Genomic DNA, 20,782 nt, shown 5'->3' with positions numbered 1-20,782 from the left:
AACAGTCATAAATATATATACCTTGCGTTCTTGGGACGACAATTATATATTACAACTGTTTTGTTTTATTAAGAAATAATAAAATTCTAAACCTTAAAGTTTTACACAGGGATTTTTATTAAATACCGTTTCATTTTTATGATTTTTAAATTTAAAATTTGGAACTAACGTATTAATATAAATACGTTTTACTTTATTATTTCCATTAATTTTAGTTTTTTGTATAATAAGTTCTTTAACAAGCATAGCTAATATTTTAAGATTACTGTTTAATATATATATGTGTAAAATAAAGTCTTCCTTCGTTATCTGTCTTTGTTGAAATACCAAAGTGAGTATACTCAGCGTTTTCAATTATTTTTCTATGTTCATCACTTTTAAGCCAAGCATTAACAACATCTTGTGACGAACTAAACCCATAAGCCACATTTTCTGCTACTTTTTTTGCATTAGCATAATCAATAAGTTCCTCATTCCTTTCTGAAAAATGGTCATGACTTGCAATTCCTTTTTCCGCCATATATTTTGAGTGTGTTTCTGCTACTGAAGAAATTATATTGAGTCTATCTAATTTATTTAAACCTTTATTTGATCTATAATCGTTTACAATACTTAAAACCTCATTTTCAATTGGTGAATAAGTGATTTTTGCTTCATAAGTAGAATTAAACAAATTTTCATTCTCATCATCTGAAGTACAAGACATAAACATTGATATTACTATAAAGCATAATCCTATTAGGGGAAGTGTTCTTTTCATTTTGAGGGGTTTTACAATTAAATGATTTAGTTTATTTAAAAAAAGACAGTCGCAAATCTATCCTTCCAATCTACCTTCTTCGTGGGAACAAAAAAATTGGAGATAAGTTTATTGCGACCGCTTTTAAAATATCATTATTACTTAGCCATCTATTAAACAAGCTGTTAGATAAATTAGTAAATGAAATGGTATTAAACTTAAATAAAGCCGGAATGGTTTTATTTCTGTTAAATGAAATGCTATTAGGTATAGCAACTAGAAAATTAATAAAGAATGTGGGGTTCATTTTTGTTGGGGTTTTAGCTTGTTTGGGGTTGATTTATTCATTCTTTAATTTTACTTTTTCAATTAATATTTATGGGGTAATAATTATAATTGAAAAAGATAGGGTTTAGGGTTAATTTATTTATCATTTAATTAAAAAATCTTATAATCATAGATCTTATTAGCAACTAAACTTAAAAATTTTTCGGTTTTATTTTGAAGGTTTGGGGCTAAGAAGGGGCTAATACTATGTGTTAAATTCATCTTTAATCTTTAATTTTACTTTTTAAATTAATATTTATACTTTATAAACATTAACCAAAAAAGATAGGGTTTGGGGTTGATATATTTATTTCTGCTTTTTATTATTTATTTAATATTTCTGCTTTTTTTGGTTCAATTATTTATTACTTTATTTTAAAAACCTATATGGATAATTTCAATTAAATATAAAAAGGCTTCCCTTTTTTAAGTAATTCTTATTTCATCTTTTCTTTTAGTTTAGAAAATAAGTATCAAATCTTAGTTTTCACTAATTTTGATTTTTTTATTTACCTCTTAAACAAAAGATTTAAAGATTAACTTATAAATCCATTTATTTTTTTAAAGAACATTAAATTTGAAACTATTGAATAAATAAGATAAATCTCCTAATATTATCTGAAAATTTATAATTCATATAGTGTGCTATATGTAATAAATTTAGCAATGAATAATTGGTAAGTTTAACTTTTCCTTTTAATCATTTTTATTCAACTTCGGGGGGACAACTAATTCTATACAATTATAGAATTTCTCCCAAATGTATATACAATTATTAGTTTGACCAAACATTTTTATTGAAATTTTACTTTAAATTTTATTTTAAATAAAAAAGGTAACAATTTAAATGTACTGTATATCATAATTCTAACAAAGCAAATAAAAAACTGAATTACAACATGTTATATTCATTTTTAAATAGATAAATAATAACAAATTTATAAGTGAAGATTCCTATTTACAAAACCCCCTATTTTTTGAGGTTATTTTAAGTAAATATTTTAATTATTAATAACTCCTTTTTAGGAATAAAACTAGAGCACAAAACAAATGATATTTATATGTATTCAATTAATAAAATGTTAGCAAAACAAACTCCTTTTTATTTAAACTTAATTTCTATTTTTAGTACTTACCCGCCTCAATCCATATTTTTTAAATCCTATATAATTCTGCTGTTTTACAATATTAGTTTAATTCGATCCACAAAATTCATTAGAACTTGAAACGATTAAATTAAATTCTTCACTCGAAATGTAAACTGGATTATAATCGCCATTACTTTGCGTAACTTGTTTATAAAAACTTCTTAAATGATTTTTTGAACCACATTTTAAAGATGAATAAACATCTAAAATATCAGTTTTTGAAGTTCTACTTTCATTTTTAATGATATCATATATATCTAAATCTTCAATAGTGTTTCCAACTAAAAATGCATCTAACAATGATAAATTACATTGCTTAATTAAAGTATTATATAATTCTTGTAGTTCAATATTTTTAAATTTACCTCTTTCTTCAAAAATTGGATCTTCTAAACCATAATTATCTATCAAAGTTAATACGTTATCCATATGACTTTGTTCACTTTTAGCAATATTATTAAAAATACTTAATTTATATAAATCATACGCATACAAATACACATCACGTGCTAATTTTTCTTCTTCCCTTAAAAACAATACATCTGATATTTCATCTTCCGATAAATTTATTAAATTTTCCGTTTCTAAAGTATCCATTTCATTTTCATTAGAATTGTTTGAACACCCCATTAATAGAGCTAAAACAATCACAAGGCTATATTTTATATTTTTCATAATTTGTAGTTTCTTATTTAGCTACAAATTCCGCACCTAAACTAAACTTAAACAGTAACTTATGTTACCATACTGAAACTTACCACTTTTATTTATTCAATTATTTTTCAAAAACTAAAATACTTTAATAATAAAGTTATAATTACATTTGTTAATATTTTATTTTATGAAAAAAACACTATTTGCCATACTATGTTTCACATTAATTATAAGTTGTAATAATTATGTACCAAGAGAAACAATTACTGTTCACTTAGAGAAAACAAAAATTGATAGTTCAAGTATTAGAGCAATTGAAGTAATTAATGATTCTACAGTTATTTATGCTGGTTCAAATGGAGATATTGCAGTTTTATCTGGTAAAAAGAAAAAATTTATAGCTTCAAAAATTATAACCGATACAATAATCCCTCATTTTAGATCTTTAGCTACAACTAAAAAAGCTGTATTTGCTTTAAATGTTGCTAACCCCGCACTACTTTATAAGTATGAAAATAATACTATTGATATTGTTTATAAAGAAGAAAATGAAAAAGTATTTTATGATTCAATGGCATTTTTTGATACATTAAACGGAATTGCTGTTGGTGATCCTACCGATAACTGTTTGTCTATCCTTATAACTAGAGATGGTGGAAATTCTTGGGGAAAAATGAAATGTGAAGATTTACCTAAAATTAACCAAGGAGAAGCTTTATTTTCGGCAAGTAACACTAATATTTCAATAGTTGGTGAGCATGCGTGGATTGCTACAGGAGGTCTTAAAGCTAGAGTTTTTCATTCACCTGATATGGGATTAACTTGGGAAGTTTATGATACTCCAATAATTAAAGGAAAATCAACCACTGGTATTTATTCTATTGATTTTTATAATGAAAAACAAGGAATTATTTGTGGTGGTGATTATTTAGATAAATTTGGGGATTTAGCTAACAAAGCAATCACTAAAAACGGAGGAAAAACCTGGGAAATTGTTGCTGAAAATTCTGCACCAAAATACGTTAGTTGTGTTCAATATGTGCCAGAAACGGAAGGAATGGAATTATTTGCAGTTTCAACAAATGGAATCTTTTTTTCTAATAATTATGGAAACAACTGGCAGAAAATAAGTGATGAAGAGTTTTATTCTATTCGTTTTTTTGATAAAAATACAGCTTGGTTATCGGGAAATAAAGTAATTGCTAAAATGACTATTCAATAAATCATGAAACATACTCTTATAATACTATTATCAATTTTCATATTGGTTGGTTGTAAAAATCAATCAGAATTAAGTAAACTATACAATTGTAAAACTGGCAATATAAAAAACACAATTGCAATTTCAGATTTCAAAGAAAACTTTAATATTAGTATACCTAATTCTTGGAAAACAAATTTATATTACGATAAAAATCAATCGGAAATATTTGCTGCAGATACAACCAAGCAATTAACCGAAACTTATATAATTGATGCCGCCTATAATTATGGTTCACTAACATTTAATAATTCATTTTATAAAAAAACAGACTCCATTTTAAAAGCTTCAAACCTAAAGAAAGTAAATTCTGGCACTATCCTTTTTAAAGAAAAACCAGCTTATTGGTATCTCTCAAAAGGTAAAAAGAAAGGTTTTGATTTTCATCAATTTAATTTAATTGTTAAAACCTCAAAAAATGCATTTTTTACATCGTATTGTGAGATTTATGGAACTACTAATATTGAAAGTAGAATTTGTGAATCCATTTCAATAATTGATAATATTGAATTTTTGCAATAAATTAAGAAAATTACATTGCAAGTCCTTAATTGAATACTTACTTTTGAATAAAAATTTAAGATAATGCAAAAAATAATTGATCGTTTTGTAAAATATATTACAATAGACACACAATCGGACCCAAACAATTCTGCGTGTCCTAGCACAGAAAAACAATGGGATTTAGCAAAGCTTTTGGTTGAAGAATTGAAAGAAATTGGAATGGAAGATGTTACTTTAGATGACCATTGTTATATAATGGCTACTTTACCTTCTAACGTAGATTTTAAAGTGCCTACAATTGGGTTTATTGCTCATATGGATACTAGTCCAGATTATTCTGGAACTAATGTAAATCCACAATTTCATCCAAATTATAATGGAGAAGATATTATTTTAAATAAAGAGGAAAATATAGTTTTATCTCCTAATTATTTTGAAGATTTATTAATGTATAAAGGTCAAACTTTAATTACTACAGACGGTACAACTCTTTTGGGAGCAGATGATAAGGCGGGTATTACTGAAATAGTTTCAGCTATGGAATATTTAATTAATAATCCTGAAATTAAACACGGAAAAATAAGAATTGGTTTCACTCCAGATGAAGAAATAGGAAGTGGAGCTCACCTATTTAATGTTGAAAAATTTGGTGCCGAATGGGCTTATACAATGGACGGAAGTCAGGTTGGAGAATTAGAGTATGAAAACTTTAATGCTGCCGGAGGAAAAGTAACAATTAATGGTAAAATTGTACATCCTGGTTATGCTAAAGGAAAAATGATAAATTCTATGACAATTGCGTCAGATTTTATTAAAGGATTACCAGCTAATGAAGTTCCAGAACAAACAGAAGGTTATGAAGGATTTTTTCATTTACATACTATGAATGGGGAAGTTGAAAAAACAACACTAGAATATATTATTAGAGATCACGATATGAAGCTTTTTGAAGGAAGAAAAGCACAATTTCAAAAAGTAGCTGACGATTTAAATAAAAAATTAGGAAGCAATTTAATTGAAGTTGAAATTAAAGATCAATATTTTAATATGCGCGAAAAGGTTGAACCTGTAATGCATATTGTAGATATTGCTGAAGAAGCTATGAAACAACTAAATATAAAACCTTTAATTAAAGCTATTAGAGGTGGTACAGATGGTTCTCAATTATCTTACAAAGGTTTGCCTTGCCCAAATATTTTTGCTGGTGGGCACAATTTTCACGGAAGATATGAATATGTTCCTGCTGAATCTTTGCAACTAGCAACTGATGTAGTTGTTAAAATTGCAGAACTTACTGCTGAAAAAGCGAAATAGCAATATTAAAAATATAAACAATTTTTTAATACTCTCATCTAATTTTTATAGGTGAGAGTTTATTTTTTTAACAAAACGTTAAATATTGTTATTATCAATAAAATTGTTTTGAGAACATATAAATCCTTTTACATTTGAAAATTCTAAATAGAAACTGAATGGATAATCAATTATTAGTATCGCTTGCTGAAAAATATGGAAGCCCTCTATACGTTTATGATGCGGAAAAAATTATTTCGCAATACAATCGCATTACAAATGCATTTGCAAATGTTAAAAGTTTAAAACTTAATTATGCTGTAAAGGCAAATACAAATGTTAGTATCTTAAAGCTTTTTAAAAAGCTAAATTCCGGTATTGATACAGTTTCTATTCAAGAAGTTCAATTAGGTTTAAAAGCCGGTTTTGAACCAGAAAATATCATATTTACACCAAATGGGGTTTCTTTAGAAGAAATTGAAGAAGTTGCAAAACTTGGTGTTCAAATAAATATTGATAATATTTCTATTTTAGAACAATTTGGCCACCACTACCCTAACATTCCTGTATGTGTAAGAATTAATCCACATATTATGGCAGGTGGAAACCATAAAATATCTGTAGGTCATATAGATTCAAAATTTGGAATTTCAATTCACCAAGTACCACTTATTAAAAGAGTAGTTGAAAATACTGGAATGCTTATAAATGGTATTCATACACATACTGGGTCTGATATTTTAGATATTGATGTGTTCTTAGCTGCCTCAGAAATAATTTTAAACGAAGCAAAAGACTTTCCTAATTTAGATTTTATTGATTTTGGAAGTGGATTTAAAGTACCTTATAAAGAGGGTGATGTTTCAACAAATATTGAAGAATTAGGAGAACGATTAACAACAAGATTTAATAAATTTTGTAAGAATTACGGAAAAGATTTAACGCTAATGTTTGAGCCAGGTAAATTCTTAGTGAGTGAAGCTGGTAAATTTTTAGCTAATGTAAATGTTGTAAAACAAACAACATCAACAGTTTTTGCAAGTATAGATTCTGGATTTAATCATTTGGTTCGCCCAATGATGTATGATTCTTATCACCATATACATAATGTTTCTAATCCAAACGGAAGAGAACGTTACTATTCTGTAGTTGGTTATATTTGTGAAACTGATACTTTTGGCTCTAACAGAAGAATAAGCGAAATTAGAGAAGACGATGTTTTATGTTTTGATAATGCTGGAGCATATTGTTTTTCAATGGCTTCAAATTACAATTCAAGATTTAGACCTGCCGAGGTTTTAATATATGAAGGGCAGGATTATCTGATTAGAAAACAAGAATCTTTTGAAGATTTACTAAAAAATCAAGTAATTATAGATTTAGAATAATTCAAAAACTCCGTTCATAGTAACGGAGTTTTTTGTTATTCTCAATAAGTTCTTTAAATAATGATTAGTTTTAAGTTAAAGTAGTTTAAAATTATTTTTTTAGCAAAATTAACTTCAAAGTGTTATAGTTTTAAAAAAATACCTATTTTTGGCTTATGCAAACAGCAAAAAATATTAAGTTAAATACAAACGCAATTACTATGCGCAACTTTATTATTGCTAAAACTACTACAATTACCCTTTAGGGGTTCTAGTCTATTCATATCATCAGTTATATATATGCCCGTTTTCATAAGTTTATGAAACAAGGGGTGTTGAAAACAAAAATTAAATTAAACATATAAATTAATACAAATGAAAGTATTAAAATTTGGAGGTTCATCCGTAGCATCTTCCGAAAACATAAATAAAGTAATAAGTATAGTTAAAGAAAGTTCTTTTAAAAACAATGTAGCCGTAGTAGTTTCTGCCCTTGGAGGTGTTACAGATCTGCTTCTTAGCGCAGGTTCACTGGCTTGTAATGGAGACGAAAGTTACAAAGAAAGCTTTAAAACTATAGAAAGTAGACACATTGATGTTGTTAGAGAGTTAATACCTGTTAACAATCAAAGTGCCGTTTTAGGACAAATAAAAAAAATGTTGAATAAATTAGAAAACACTTTAGAAGGTGTATTTTTAATTAATGAACTTTCTAACAAAACTTCCGATAAAATTGTAAGTTTTGGAGAATTATTTTCATCTTACATTATTGCTGAAGCAATGAAAAGTAATGGTTTGGATGCTGTTCTTAAAAATTCACAAGAATTAATTGTTACTGATAATAATTTTTCAAACGCATCAGTAATTTTTAGTAAAACTAACGAAAACATTAAAACATTTTTCGATTCAAACAAATATAAAGTAGTAATGCTTCCTGGTTTTGTAGCAAAAACTGAAGCTGGTGAAGTTTCAACTTTAGGCCGTGGTGGTTCAGATTATACTGCTGCTATTATAGCCTCAGCTGTTAATGCTTCAATTTTAGAAATATGGACAGATGTAAGTGGAATGTACACTGCAAACCCAAAATTTGTACGAGAAGCATTTCCTATTAAAAGTATTTCCTATCATGAAGCTATGGAATTATCTCACTTTGGAGCTAAGGTATTATACCCACCTACAATTCAACCAGTATTAAAAAAGGAAATTCCTATTTGTATAAAAAATACTTTTGATGCAAAAGCTGAAGGAACTTTAATTACTAAAGTATCTTCAAATTCAGAACCTATAAAAGGAATTAGTCATATAGAAAATATGGCATTGGTTACTTTAGAAGGAAGTGGAATGGTTGGTATACCTGGTATTTCAAAACGTTTATTTGGTTGTTTAGCTTCAAACAAAATAAATATTTCTTTAATTACACAAGCATCTTCAGAACATTCAATTTGCTTTGCTATTAGTAATAATGATGGTGAAAAAGCAGAAATTGAAATAAATAAAGAGTTTGAATATGAAATTGAACATCATAAAATTTCGCCATTAGTTGTTGAAAAAGACAATGCTATTATTGCACTTGTTGGAGATAATATGAAAAGTCACCAAGGTATAAGTGGTAAAATGTTTAGTACTCTTGGTAAAAACAATGTAAATATTAGAGCAATTGCTCAAGGTGCTTCTGAAAAAAATATTTCAGCTGTAATTTCACATAAACACATAAAAAAAGCATTAAACACACTACATTCTGAATTCTTTGAAAATCAAACAAAACAATTAAACTTGTTTATTGTTGGTGTTGGAAATGTAGGAGGAAAATTATTAGAACAAATTAAACAACAACAACAATATTTATTAGATAATTTAAAATTACAAGTAAGAGTTATTGCATTAACAAACTCTAAAAAAATGTATTTTAATGAAGATGGTATAAATTTAGATTCTTGGAGTACACAATTACCTAAAGGTGAAGATTTAGATATGGATTTATTTCATAAAAAAGTTGTTGACTTAAATTATAGAAATAGCATTTTTGTAGATAATACAGCAAACGAAAGCATCTCTAAATTATATGCTAATTACTTAAAAGAAAGTGTTGCTGTTGTAACCTGTAATAAAATTGCATGTTCATCTAATTACACAAACTATCTACACCTAAAACAATTAGCTAGAGAATATAATGCGCCTTTCCTTTTTGAAACAAATGTAGGTGCGGGATTACCAATTATTGATACACTTAAAAACTTAATTGCTTCAGGAGATAAAGTAACTAAAATACAAGCTGTTCTTTCTGGTAGTTTAAACTTTGTATTTAATAATTTTAACAATGAAACTTCTTTTGCTGAAGTTGTTGATCAAGCAGGAATACAAGGTTATACAGAACCAGATCCTCGTATTGATTTAAGTGGTGTTGATGTAATGAGAAAAATATTAATCTTAGCTCGTGAAAGTGGAACTAGATTAGAATTAAGTGATATTGAAAATGATTCATTTTTACCAAAAGCATCGTTAAAAGCAAATTCAGTACCAGACTTTTTAGAAACTTTAAAAACAGAAGCAGATCACTTTAATAAAATATACCAAAAAGCAGCTGCAAATGATTGTAGATTAAAATTTGTTGCTGAATTTAATAATGGAAAATCAAAAGTAGGATTACAAGAAATACCTTCGGATCATCCATTTTATAATTTAGATGGTAGTGATAATATTGTATTATTTTTTACAGAAAGATATCCTATACAACCTTTAATAATAAAAGGTGCTGGTGCTGGTGCAGATGTTACTGCCTCTGGCCTATTTGCTGATATTATTAGAATAAGAAATAACTAATATTATGGAACAAATTAAAATATTTGCTCCTGCAACCATAGCAAATGTATCTTGTGGTTTTGATGTTTTAGGATTAGCATTAGATAATGTTGGTGATGAAATGACTATAAAAAAAGTAGCTCAAAAAGGAGTTACTATCACTAAAATTATAGGTCAGGATTTACCATTAGAAACACATAAAAATGTTGCTGGTGTAGCTGCTTTAGCATTATTAGCAGAAACTGATAGTGAATTTGGTTTTGAAATAGAAATAAACAAAAGAATTAAACCCGGAAGTGGAATTGGTAGCAGTGCTGCCAGTTCGGCTGGTGCGGTTTGGGCAATAAATGAATTACTGGGAAAACCATTTGGTAAAACAGATCTTGTTCGCTTTGCAATGGAAGGTGAACGTTTAGCCACGGGTGTTGCCCACGCAGATAATGTAGCTCCTGCTCTTTTTGGTGGTTTTACATTGGTAAGAAGTTATGAACCTTTAGATGTTATTAATATTAATACCCCTTCAGAATTATATGCTACTGTTATTCACCCACAAATTGAAGTAAAAACATCAGATGCACGTGAAATACTAAGAACAACTGTTTCTCTAAAAGATGCCATTAAACAATGGGGAAATGTTGGAGGTTTAATAAGCGGTTTGTATACTGAAGATTATGACTTAATTGGTCGTTCTCTTGAAGATCATGTAATTGAACCTATACGGTCAATATTAATTCCAGCATTTGATTCAGTTAAAAAGAATTCTATTAAAGCTGGAGCTCTTGGATGTGGTATTTCTGGCTCTGGCCCTTCAATTTTCGCATTAAGTAAAGGAGAAGAAACAGCTTTAAAAGTTGGAGAAGCAATGAAAGCAGTTTACAATAAAGTTGGTATTGAGTATGATGTTCACGTTTCAAAAGTGAATAAAGAAGGAATAAAAATTTTAGAATAAAAAAACAATCGTCAAACTGAACTTCATTCAGGTTCACATTCTCATTTGAAATCATATTGATGAGATTTTCAAAGACGAAAAAAATATAAAAAATTAAATTATGAACTTTTATAGTTTAAATAAAAACGCACCGGATGTTTCATTTAAAGAAGCTGTGGTAAAAGGATTAGCACCAGATAAAGGATTATACTTTCCTGAAAGTATCACTCCTCTTGAAAAAGATTTTTTTGATCATATTGAGTATTTTTCAAAAACTGAAATTGCTTATGAAGTTATTAAACAATTTGTAGCGGATGAAATCCCTGAAACCGAATTAAAACAGATTATTGAAGAAACATTAAGCTTTGATTTCCCTGTTGTTCCTATAACCAAAAATATTTCAACATTAGAGTTATTTCACGGTCCTACAATGGCTTTTAAAGATGTTGGTGCACGTTTTATGGCTCGTTGTTTTGGATATTTCAATAAAGATGAAAACTCTAAAAAGGTCACTGTTTTAGTTGCTACTTCTGGAGATACTGGAGGCGCTGTTGCTAGTGGTTTTTTAGGTGTTGAAGGTGTTGATGTTGTTATTTTGTATCCTAGCGGTAAAGTAAGTGATGTTCAAGAAAAACAGTTAACTACTTTAGGGCAAAATATTAAGGCTCTTGAAGTAAATGGAACTTTTGACGACTGCCAAGCAATGGTTAAAACTGCTTTTTTAGATGAAGAAATAACATCTCAAAGAAATTTAACTTCTGCAAATTCTATTAATGTTGCTCGTTGGTTACCACAAATGTTTTATTTCTTTTTAGCATATAAACAACTTAAGGATAAGAAAAAAGATTTAGTTTTTTCCGTACCAAGTGGTAATTTTGGTAATATATGTGCAGGTGTAATGGCTCAACAATTAGGTTTACCTATTAAACAGTTTATTGCTTCAACAAACATTAATGATATTGTTCCTAATTATTTAGAAACTGGTGTTTACACTCCAAAACCATCTAAACAAACTATTTCTAACGCAATGGATGTTGGCGATCCAAGTAATTTTATTAGAATTCAAGAGATTTATAAAAACGATGATAAATTAAAAGAAAATTTAACATCTTATTCTTTTGATGATAAAGAAACGAAGGAAGCCATGAAAGAAATTAAAGCTGAATCTGGCTATATAGCAGATCCTCATGGTGCTGTTGGGTATTTAGGGTTAAAAAAATACTTAAAAAACCATAATGCTCAAGGAATATTTTTAGAAACCGCTCATCCCGTTAAGTTTTTAGATGTAGTTGAACCTGTTTTAGGTGAAACAATTGAGTATCCACAACAAATTTTAGAGGTTATTAATAATAAGAAAATAGCGTTAGAAATAACTACTTATAACGATTTAAAACAATATTTACTAAATAGTTTATAAAACTCAAACAACCACCTAACTAAACTAATATGACAGATGTAACGTCGGCCGTAGTCGAGAACACTGAATTAATTTCAGCAATAGATACCGTTTGGGTATCAATTTGTGCAGCAATTATTTTTTTAATGGAGGGTGGATTTGCTCTTTTAGAAGCAGGATTTGTAAGAGCAAAAAATGCAATGAGTATTATTGCTAAAGTAATGGTTGATATTTCCTTTGGAGGGATTGCCTTTTTCTTAGTAGGCTTTGGAATTGCTTATGGAGATTCAAATGGATGGGTTGCTTTTGATTTTGGAATTACGGAAGCAGACCTTGGACTAGGGTTAACCGTTTCTAATAAATTATTTTGGTTTATTCAATTAGGTTTTGCAATAGCAGCAATTTCAATTGTTTCTGGAGCCATAGCAGAACGTATGAAAATATGGACTTATGCTGTATATGTATTTATCTTTTGCGCAGTAATGTATCCGTTGGCAGCAAACTGGGTTTGGAATCCAAATGGATGGCTTGCCGTTAGAGGTTTTAATGATTTTGCTGGCTCCGGAGCAGTACATGCAATGGGTGGTTTTGCAGCCTTAGCAAGTGCTATTATTTTAGGCCCTCGTTTAGGTAAATATGGTAAAGATGGAAAACCTAATTCAATTCCTGGTCACAATTTACCACTAGCTGCTATAGGAGCTTTTATTCTTTGGTTTGGATGGTTTGGTTTTAACCCAGGATCTACTTTAGGTGCTGTTGGAAATTACGAATTAATCGGAAGTATTGTAACAAATACATTTTTAGCTTCTGCTGCCGGTGGAATTTCAACAATGATATATACATACTTTAGGTATGGTCAAATAGATATAACAATGGCAATAAACGGCGTGCTTGCTGGATTGGTTGCTATAACTGCTGGTTGTAATATTTTTGATCCAATTTCTTCAATAATTATTGGGGCAATTGCAGGTGTATTAGTTGATATTGCAGTTGAACTTATTGATAGAATAAAAATTGATGATCCTGTTGGAGCAATTGCTGTTCACGGTGTAAACGGATTTTTTGGTGTTATTGCTGTAGGACTTTTTGCTTCTGAAGGTGGATTATTATATGGTGGCGGAACTGAACTTTTTGTTACGCAACTAATTGGAGTATCTGTAATAGCTATATTTTCTTTTTCTATAACATATCTTGTTATGTTTTTATTAAGAAAAACAATTGGAATTAGAATCTCAAAAACTGAAGAAAAAGCAGGTATAGATGCTGTATCATTTGGGGTTGAGGCCTACACTACTTTTGAATAATTATTAACCTGTTAGAAATTAAAAATGAAGAAAATTGAAGCAATAATAAAACCCTCAAAATTAAAAGACGTACAAAAAGGGTTAAAAGAAGCTGGAATACCATGTATAACAGTTTTACCTGTAAAAGGTACTGGTTTACAAAAAACATATTCAGAACATTATAGAGGTACAGAACAATCAATGATTCTTCAATCTAGAGTATTAATTATGTGTGTTGTTAGTGATAATAATATGGAGAAATGTATAGATGTTATTTTAGATAATGCATCTGACGGTGAAACAGGTGATGGAAAAATCTTTATTTATGATGTTGCTGAAGCAATTAGAATTAGAACTAAAACAAGAGGAAAAGAAGCAATTCAGTAATATTCCTTAAAAAATAGTAGATTAGCTAGATAAATTTCAATTTTATGAAGAATTATCTAGCTTTTTTATGCTTATTTGTTTCGTTAACAATAACATCTCAAAATACATTAAAATTAAATGATGAGAAATCTCCAAAAGCAACGTTAAATGATGTTTCTTGGATTTCAGGCTATTGGGTTGGTGAAGCTCTAGGTGGTGTAACTGAAGAAGTTTGGACAAGCCCATTAGGTGATTCAATGATGGGTTCGTTTAAATTAGTTAATGACGGAAAAGTAAGTTTTTATGAATTATGTACTATTTCTGAAGAAAATGAATCGCTAATTTTACGCATAAAACATTTTAATAATGATTTAAAAGGTTGGGAAGAAAAAGATAATACAATTGATTTTAAACTAGTTAAAATTAAAAAAGACAAAGCCTACTTTAACGATTTAACTTTTGAACGTATAAATGAAAACAGCTTAAACATTTATGTTGTTTTTAAAGAAGAAGGAAAAGATGAAACTGAAATGAAGTTCAGTTATACGTTGAAAAAATAACTTTTAGTCTAATTCTGGTAAATTAAAATCAGAAAGTATACTCGGTAATTTCATGGTTTTTTCAATATCATCTGAAGTTCTAGGTGCTCTTCCAGATAAATTAACTGGTCCATTTTTTGTAACTAAAATATCATCTTCAATTCTAACTGCTATTCCCCACCATTTTTCATCACAATTACTTCCTTCTGGAATATAAATACCCGGTTCTACTGTAATTACCATATTTTCTTTTAATTTTCCATAATTACTTACATCATGCACATCTAAACCTATATGGTGCGAAGATTCATGCGGATAATACAAATGAACTGATTTTTCAGATTTAATGATACCTAAATCGGCCAAACCTTTATTAATAACCTTTCTTGTAGCTGAATCTGGAGCACTAAAAGAGTTTCCTATTTTTGTTTTTTCTATTCCAGCTTCTTGAGCTTTATATACTAAATCGTAAATAATTTTTTGCTCTTTAGAAAACTTTCCATTTGCAGGAATAGTACGAGTAACATCAGCTGTATATCCATGATACTCTGCACCTAAATCCATTAAAACTAATTTCCAATCTCCAACTTCTACTTTATTATTTTCAATATAATGTAAAATACAACCATTCCCTCCTGCTCCAACAATTGAAGGATATCCCTCATACTCAGCACCATATTTTTTATAGACAAATTCATGAACTCCTTGAACTTCGGTTTCAGACATTTCTGGATAAATTGCTTTCATAATTTCAATTTGTCCAATAGCAGAAATATCAATCGCTTTTTTAAGTAAAATCAACTCTTCCTCAGTCTTAATTTCTCTAAGCGAAGCCATAAATGAACTTAAAGAACTTATGTCTAATCTTTCTTTAGTTTCATTATATAGTTTATCATCTTTTAAATTCTTTATATCTGAAAAATCATATGAAACTTTCTCCTTAAATGTTTTAATTAAATCAAATAAATCAACATTACTTTCAGTATCCCTCACATCATTTTTAAATTGATTAAATAGTATGTGATCCATTTTCTTAAAATCTAATTCAAAACTAGAAAATTCACTTCCATTAAAAGCAACTCTAAAGCCTAAATCATCTTGAGCTCCTTTAATCCCAATCCTTTTTCCATACCACATTTCTACATATTCATTTTTTTCCTGAACAAACAAAACCTCATTAAAAACCTGATTATTAACAGTTTGATCTTCTTTAAACACCAATAACAAAGCATGTGGTTCCATATAACCCGTTAAATAATAAAAATTTGGATCTTGGTGATAATTATACTCCACATCATTAGACCGATTTCTAATGGCATTAGCAAAAAATACCGCAACACTGTTTTTTGGCATTTTAGCTCTTAATTGTTCTCTCCTATTTTTATGAAATTCTTTGTCTAAAAAATCTTGTGGATAATCTTTATATTGAGCGTAGGTGAAGCTAACACTAAATAAAAACAAGTAAAAAAACAGAAAATTAATCTTCATAAAAATTAGAAATAAATGCTTAAAAATGCTTCAAAGATATAAAAAAGTTCTACAACGTATGCTAAACTTATAGCATTACAAAGTTTATTAAATACTCTAAAAGATATCAATGTATTTAATTGAGGTAAATTAATAGTATACCAATAAGTATAGATTTATTACTTTTACGTACTAAAATATATATAATGAAAGATACTGCTTTATCACATATACACAAAAATTTAGGAGCAAAAATGGTACCCTTTGCAGGTTACAATATGCCAGTACAATATGAAGGCGTAAACGCTGAACATGAAACTGTTAGAACTGGTGTTGGTGTTTTTGATGTATCTCATATGGGAGAATTTATAATTGAAGGTGACTCCGCTCTTGAGTTGGTTCAAAAAGTAACAACAAATGATGCTAGTAAATTAGCAATTGGAGATGCACAATATAGTTGTATGCCCAATAATACTGGAGGAATTGTTGATGATTTAATTGTTTATAGAATTAAAGAAAACACCTATTTATTAGTTGTAAATGCTTCTAATATTGATAAAGATTGGAATTGGATTTCTGTAAATAATTATATGAATGCTGAAATGAAAAATATTTCAGAAGGTTATTCTTTGTTAGCTATTCAAGGTCCAAAAGCCGTTGAAGCTATGCAATCTTTAACTTCTGAAGATTTATCTGCTATTAAATTTTACACCTTTAAGGTGGCTGATTTTGCAGGAATTGAACATGTAATTATCTCTGCAACTGGTTATACAGGTTCAGGTGGTTTTGAAATTTATTGTAAAAACAACGAGGTTGAACAAATATGGAATAAAGTATTTGAAGCTGGGAAAGAATATGGGATTAAACCAATTGGTTTAGCTGCACGTGATACTTTACGTTTAGAAATGGGTTATTGCTTGTACGGAAACGATATTAATGACAATACTTCGCCTATTGAAGCTGGTTTAGGTTGGATTACTAAATTTACCAATGATTTTACCAATTCTGTAGCTTTAAAAAAGCAAAAAGAAGCAGGTGTTTCTAAAAAATTAGTAGCTTTTGAAATGGTGGAAAAAGGAATTCCTCGTCAGCATTATACTATTGTAAACGCTGATGGAGTTGAAATTGGTGAAGTAACTTCAGGAACTATGAGTCCTACTCTTAAAAAAGGTATAGGAATGGGCTATGTAACTAAAGAATTTTCTAAAAGAGATTCTGAAATTTACATTCAAATAAGAAAGAAAACTATTAAAGCTAAAGTTGTAAAACTTCCTTTTTATAAAGGATAAGTTTCTTAAAATGAAATAATAAAAAGATATTGTCTGAAAAGTAAAAACCTTATCTGTTTTTACTTCAACCTCTTAATAAACAAATGTTTACTAAGAGAAAATAAGATACATTTTAATAAATAAGTATTTATTAAAATATCTAAATTATTTCAAAAAAAATTTACTAAAATTAATATGGTTTATAAAATTCAAATAGCTTTTTAAATTAAAGTTAGTTGAATTTTATTGCCATATATTGTATTATATACAGATTTAATAAATATGGATTTAAAAATAAAACAACGTGCTGCTTTAAGCACTTATTTTTTTTTAACAGGTTTATGTTTTGCCACCTGGGCATCTAGAATACCAACAATTAAAACTTTTTTTAATTTTAATGAAGCGGAACTTGGAACTGTACTTTTAGCTATGCCAATAAGTTCTATAATTGGTCTTCCTATTTCAGGGTGGATTATTTCAAAATTTAATAGTAGAAAACCAATAATAATCTCTTTTTTATTCTTTTCATTTTCATTAATTTTAATTGGTTATTCAACCACTCCCACTCTATTAATTACAGCTATTTGTGTATTCTCTTTTGGTATGAGAATTCTAAATATCGCGATGAATACACAATCAATAACGCTCCAAAAAAAATTTAAAAAGAAAATTGTAAGTTCATTTCACGGCCTTTGGAGCACTGGAGGATTAATTGGAGTTGGCTTTTCTACTATAATGGTAAAAATGGATGTTTCTATTGCTAATCATTTATTATTAATCTCGTTATTTTCTTTAATAATTGCCTTCATAGCTTTTTTATATTTAATTAAAGACGATAAATCTATTACTGGAAATAAATTAATTTTTGGTAAACCCGATCCTTTTATTTTTTACTTAGGAATACTAATATTCTTCGCTGCTTTATGCGAAGGTGGTATGTTTGATTGGAGTGGAGTTTATTTTAAAGAAGTAATTAAAGAAGAAGTTTTTACCTATGGTTATCTTTCATTTATGACCTGCATGGCTTTATCAAGATTTTTTTCAGACAAGTTAATGGATGCAATTGGAATGCCTAAAACATATATATTAAGTGCTATTTTAATTGCTATAGGTATTTCAACTGCAATATTTTTCCCTTCGTTTTGGCCATCTCTTTTTGGTTTTTGCTTGGTTGGAATTGGTACAGCTCCTATTTTTCCAATGACATTTATATTAGCAGGTACTTCAAATAAATATTCTCCTGGAATGGCAATATCAATAATTTCTACCTATGCAATTGTTGGTATGTTAATTGGGCCACCTTTAATTGGTTATTTAGCACATGCTTTGGGATTAAAATCAGCTTTCTTTATTTTTGTTTTTGCAGGACTCTCTTTTATTCCTATTTCAAAAATGTTATTCATTTATAAAAATAAAATGAGCTAAATATTATAGAAATTACAAATTAAAATTTTCAGGAATTTCACCTTTTATTCCTTTATAAAAATCATAAATATATTTAAAATCTTTTTCCATATCATTGGTTAAATAATAGGGGTCAGAAATTTTAACCTGTTTATTTTCAAAATCAAAGGTCATCATTACAATAGGAACATTGGCTCCTTTTGCAATATGATAAAAACCAGTTTTCCATTTATCGTTCCTTTTTCTAGTACCTTCAGGAGATAATGCTAAAATAAATTGTTCTCTTGTATTAAATATATTTACAATAGCATCTACTCTATTTGCGCTTTTGGTTCTATCTACAGGAGTGCCTCCTAACGCTTTAAAAATAAAACCAAAAGGGGGCTTAAATAAAGAAGCTTTACCTATAAAATTTAATGGAGTGTTTTGCGATAATTTAATAGCTAAACCCAAGAAAAAATCTTTCCAATGTGTATGAGGAGCTCCAATTATTATATACTTTTTAATATCAGTAGGCAGCAAACCAATAGTTTTCCAACCAAATAAATTATGAAATATAAATTTTGTTATTGTTTTCATTGTTAATAAGTCAATCCTGAAATTGTTGAGAGCATTGAGAGAACAAAGATAAAAATCCTAATTTTATAAACTAATTATAATTGAAATGAACGAAACTATTATTTACTTAATAATTGCTGTAATATTCTTATTAGTTGGTTTTGTAATCGGAAAACTTATAACTAAAAACAAGGCTTACAAATCAATTTCTGAACTTGAAATTAGACATAAACTTTTACTTGAAGAAAAAGAATCTAACTTAAATGTTATAAATAACTTAAATAATGATAAAAAGTTGTTGAGTAATGAGAAACATAGTATAGATTTAAGATTAACTGAAAAAATTTCAGAATTAAAAAACCTTGAAACTAAGCTAAAAGAAAATAAAGAAGAAGTTTCAATGCTTCAAGAAAAATTCACCAAAGATTTTGAAATTTTAGCAAATAAAATATTAGAAGAAAAATCTTCAAAATTTACAGAACAGAATAAAGAAAATTTAATAAATATCTTAAATCCTTTACAAGATAAAATTCAAAATTTCGAAAAAAAAGTAGAAGATACACATAAAGAAAGTATAGATTACCATGCGGCACTTCGGCAGCAAATATTTGGTTTAAAAGAACTAAATATGCAAATGAGTAAAGAAACTATTAATTTAACCAAAGCTTTAAAAGGTGAAAGTAAAACCCAAGGAAACTGGGGTGAATTAGTACTTGAGCGTGTATTAGAAAAATCTGGTTTAGAAAAAAATAGTGAGTATTTTGTTCAACAAAGTTTTGTTAACGAAGTAGGTAAACGCATACTACCTGATGTTGTTATTCATTTACCTGATGATAAAAAAATGATTATTGATTCTAAAGTTTCTCTTACAGCTTATGAACAATTTGTTAATGCTGAAGATGAATACCAAAAAGAACAAGCTATTAAAGATCATGTAAATTCCTTAAAAAGACATATTGAACAGTTAAGTGAAAAAAAATATGAAGATATCTATAAAATTGATTCACCAGATTTTGTGTTACTTTTTATACCTATAGAACCTGCTTTTGCTGTGGCTTTAAATGCCGATAATCAGCTTTATAATAAAGCTTTTGAAAAGAATATAGTAATTGTTACACCTACTACGCTATTGGCTACTTTGCGAACTATTGATAGTTTATGGAATAACGAAAAACAACAAAGAAACGCTATAGAAATAGCAATACAGGCTGGAAGATTGTATGATCAGTTTGTGAATTTAACAAATGATTTAATAAAAGTTGGTAATCAACTTAAAACGGTTCAAGGTTCTTATGATACTTCAATGAAGAAATTAACAGGAACCGGAAACTTAATTAGAAAAGTAGAAAATATTAAAAAATTAGGAGCTAAAGGATCTAAAACTTTTAATGATAAATTATTAGAAAGAGCTTTAGACGATGAAGTTTAAAAAAGTTTGAATATTAGCCAAACTGAGCCTGTTGAATAATTTCAATAAATTG

17 protein-coding genes are annotated in these 20,782 nt (G+C 28.3%); 13 read left to right on the top strand and 4 right to left on the bottom strand.

All coding sequences use genetic code 11. The features are described 5' to 3' along the window. Window positions 1–262 precede the first annotated feature (262 nt). Together DAD81_RS07165 and DAD81_RS07155 are read right to left on the bottom strand one after the other, a co-directional pair. Window positions 263–760 carry a CAP domain-containing protein gene (locus tag DAD81_RS07165; protein WP_111707572.1) on the bottom strand — a complete coding sequence of 166 codons (498 nt, stop codon included), beginning with the start codon at window positions 758–760 and terminating at the stop codon, window positions 263–265. A 1,499-nt stretch (window positions 761–2,259) separates the two neighbouring features. After that, complete coding sequence (locus DAD81_RS07155) at window positions 2,260–2,889, bottom strand: DUF2202 domain-containing protein (protein WP_111707570.1); 630 nt, start codon at window positions 2,887–2,889, stop codon at window positions 2,260–2,262. A gap of 166 nt (window positions 2,890–3,055) precedes the next feature. Between DAD81_RS07155 and DAD81_RS07150 the strand changes: the two genes are divergently transcribed. The 10 genes from DAD81_RS07150 (at window position 3,056) to DAD81_RS07105 (ending at window position 14,625) form a co-directional block, all read left to right on the top strand. Beyond that, window positions 3,056–4,090 carry a WD40/YVTN/BNR-like repeat-containing protein gene (locus tag DAD81_RS07150; RefSeq protein ID WP_111707569.1) on the top strand — a complete coding sequence of 345 codons (1,035 nt, stop codon included), beginning with the start codon at window positions 3,056–3,058 and terminating at the stop codon, window positions 4,088–4,090. Between the two features lie 3 nt (window positions 4,091–4,093). Continuing rightward, entirely contained in the window at window positions 4,094–4,651 is a 558-nt protein-coding gene (locus DAD81_RS07145; protein WP_157961096.1) for a hypothetical protein, read from the top strand. A 63-nt stretch (window positions 4,652–4,714) separates the two neighbouring features. Continuing rightward, on the top strand, window positions 4,715–5,947 hold the full coding sequence (gene pepT / locus DAD81_RS07140) for a peptidase T (RefSeq protein WP_111707567.1): 1,233 nt from the start codon (window positions 4,715–4,717) through the stop codon (window positions 5,945–5,947). Window positions 5,948–6,105: 158 nt separating this feature from the next. Next, complete coding sequence (gene lysA, locus DAD81_RS07135) at window positions 6,106–7,314, top strand: diaminopimelate decarboxylase (protein ID WP_111707566.1); 1,209 nt, start codon at window positions 6,106–6,108, stop codon at window positions 7,312–7,314. Between the two features lie 354 nt (window positions 7,315–7,668). After that, complete coding sequence (gene thrA / locus DAD81_RS07130; RefSeq protein WP_111707565.1) at window positions 7,669–10,113, top strand: bifunctional aspartate kinase/homoserine dehydrogenase I; 2,445 nt, start codon at window positions 7,669–7,671, stop codon at window positions 10,111–10,113. 4 nt (window positions 10,114–10,117) lie between these two features. Next, window positions 10,118–11,041, top strand: a complete 924-nt coding sequence (locus tag DAD81_RS07125) for a homoserine kinase (RefSeq protein ID WP_111707564.1) — start codon at window positions 10,118–10,120, stop codon at window positions 11,039–11,041. A gap of 100 nt (window positions 11,042–11,141) precedes the next feature. Next, window positions 11,142–12,437: a threonine synthase gene (thrC, locus tag DAD81_RS07120; RefSeq protein WP_111707563.1), complete on the top strand. Its 1,296-nt coding sequence runs from the start codon at window positions 11,142–11,144 to the stop codon at window positions 12,435–12,437. 29 nt (window positions 12,438–12,466) lie between these two features. Further along, window positions 12,467–13,720: an ammonium transporter gene (locus DAD81_RS07115; RefSeq protein WP_111707562.1), complete on the top strand. Its 1,254-nt coding sequence runs from the start codon at window positions 12,467–12,469 to the stop codon at window positions 13,718–13,720. Window positions 13,721–13,744: 24 nt separating this feature from the next. Then, a complete protein-coding gene (locus DAD81_RS07110) occupies window positions 13,745–14,086 on the top strand; it encodes a P-II family nitrogen regulator (protein WP_111707561.1) in 342 nt (113 codons plus the stop codon). A 44-nt stretch (window positions 14,087–14,130) separates the two neighbouring features. Continuing rightward, entirely contained in the window at window positions 14,131–14,625 is a 495-nt protein-coding gene (locus DAD81_RS07105) for a DUF6265 family protein (protein WP_111707560.1), read from the top strand. 3 nt (window positions 14,626–14,628) lie between these two features. On the opposite strand, the gene DAD81_RS07100 is transcribed toward DAD81_RS07105, so the two are convergent. Continuing rightward, complete coding sequence (locus DAD81_RS07100; RefSeq protein WP_111707559.1) at window positions 14,629–16,092, bottom strand: aminopeptidase P N-terminal domain-containing protein; 1,464 nt, start codon at window positions 16,090–16,092, stop codon at window positions 14,629–14,631. A gap of 185 nt (window positions 16,093–16,277) precedes the next feature. Between DAD81_RS07100 and gcvT the strand changes: the two genes are divergently transcribed. Further along, complete coding sequence (gene gcvT / locus DAD81_RS07095) at window positions 16,278–17,360, top strand: glycine cleavage system aminomethyltransferase GcvT (RefSeq protein ID WP_111707558.1); 1,083 nt, start codon at window positions 16,278–16,280, stop codon at window positions 17,358–17,360. 261 nt (window positions 17,361–17,621) lie between these two features. Further along, a complete protein-coding gene (locus DAD81_RS07090; RefSeq protein WP_111707557.1) occupies window positions 17,622–18,764 on the top strand; it encodes an MFS transporter in 1,143 nt (380 codons plus the stop codon). A 12-nt stretch (window positions 18,765–18,776) separates the two neighbouring features. On the opposite strand, the gene DAD81_RS07085 is transcribed toward DAD81_RS07090, so the two are convergent. Further along, window positions 18,777–19,322, bottom strand: a complete 546-nt coding sequence (locus DAD81_RS07085; protein WP_111707556.1) for a 1-acyl-sn-glycerol-3-phosphate acyltransferase — start codon at window positions 19,320–19,322, stop codon at window positions 18,777–18,779. Window positions 19,323–19,407: 85 nt separating this feature from the next. Between DAD81_RS07085 and rmuC the strand changes: the two genes are divergently transcribed. Continuing rightward, window positions 19,408–20,730 (top strand): DNA recombination protein RmuC, encoded by a 1,323-nt coding sequence (gene rmuC / locus DAD81_RS07080; RefSeq protein ID WP_111707555.1) that lies wholly within the window; start codon window positions 19,408–19,410, stop codon window positions 20,728–20,730. The last annotated feature ends 52 nt before the right edge of the window (window positions 20,731–20,782 follow it).

Source organism: Lutibacter citreus (assembly GCF_003260195.1).
Classification (GTDB): domain Bacteria; phylum Bacteroidota; class Bacteroidia; order Flavobacteriales; family Flavobacteriaceae; genus Lutibacter; species Lutibacter citreus.
Note: the sequence above shows the minus strand (reverse complement) of the source record. Positions and strands in the feature narration are given on the sequence as shown.

What these genes read in the sequence shown, in the direction of transcription:
- DAD81_RS07115 (WP_111707562.1), top strand. Translation starts at nt 12,467, where the DNA reads ATGACAGATGTAACGTCGGCCGTAGTCGAGAACACTGAATTAATTTCA.
- gcvT (WP_111707558.1), top strand. Translation starts at nt 16,278, where the DNA reads ATGAAAGATACTGCTTTATCACATATACACAAAAATTTAGGAGCAAAA.
- DAD81_RS07165 (WP_111707572.1), bottom strand. Translation starts at nt 760, where the DNA reads ATGAAAAGAACACTTCCCCTAATAGGATTATGCTTTATAGTAATATCA.
- pepT (WP_111707567.1), top strand. Translation starts at nt 4,715, where the DNA reads ATGCAAAAAATAATTGATCGTTTTGTAAAATATATTACAATAGACACA.
- DAD81_RS07110 (WP_111707561.1), top strand. Translation starts at nt 13,745, where the DNA reads ATGAAGAAAATTGAAGCAATAATAAAACCCTCAAAATTAAAAGACGTA.
- thrC (WP_111707563.1), top strand. Translation starts at nt 11,142, where the DNA reads ATGAACTTTTATAGTTTAAATAAAAACGCACCGGATGTTTCATTTAAA.
- rmuC (WP_111707555.1), top strand. Translation starts at nt 19,408, where the DNA reads ATGAACGAAACTATTATTTACTTAATAATTGCTGTAATATTCTTATTA.
- DAD81_RS07085 (WP_111707556.1), bottom strand. Translation starts at nt 19,322, where the DNA reads ATGAAAACAATAACAAAATTTATATTTCATAATTTATTTGGTTGGAAA.
- DAD81_RS07105 (WP_111707560.1), top strand. Translation starts at nt 14,131, where the DNA reads ATGAAGAATTATCTAGCTTTTTTATGCTTATTTGTTTCGTTAACAATA.
- DAD81_RS07125 (WP_111707564.1), top strand. Translation starts at nt 10,118, where the DNA reads ATGGAACAAATTAAAATATTTGCTCCTGCAACCATAGCAAATGTATCT.
- DAD81_RS07100 (WP_111707559.1), bottom strand. Translation starts at nt 16,092, where the DNA reads ATGAAGATTAATTTTCTGTTTTTTTACTTGTTTTTATTTAGTGTTAGC.
- lysA (WP_111707566.1), top strand. Translation starts at nt 6,106, where the DNA reads ATGGATAATCAATTATTAGTATCGCTTGCTGAAAAATATGGAAGCCCT.
- thrA (WP_111707565.1), top strand. Translation starts at nt 7,669, where the DNA reads ATGAAAGTATTAAAATTTGGAGGTTCATCCGTAGCATCTTCCGAAAAC.
- DAD81_RS07150 (WP_111707569.1), top strand. Translation starts at nt 3,056, where the DNA reads ATGAAAAAAACACTATTTGCCATACTATGTTTCACATTAATTATAAGT.
- DAD81_RS07145 (WP_157961096.1), top strand. Translation starts at nt 4,094, where the DNA reads ATGAAACATACTCTTATAATACTATTATCAATTTTCATATTGGTTGGT.
- DAD81_RS07090 (WP_111707557.1), top strand. Translation starts at nt 17,622, where the DNA reads ATGGATTTAAAAATAAAACAACGTGCTGCTTTAAGCACTTATTTTTTT.
- DAD81_RS07155 (WP_111707570.1), bottom strand. Translation starts at nt 2,889, where the DNA reads ATGAAAAATATAAAATATAGCCTTGTGATTGTTTTAGCTCTATTAATG.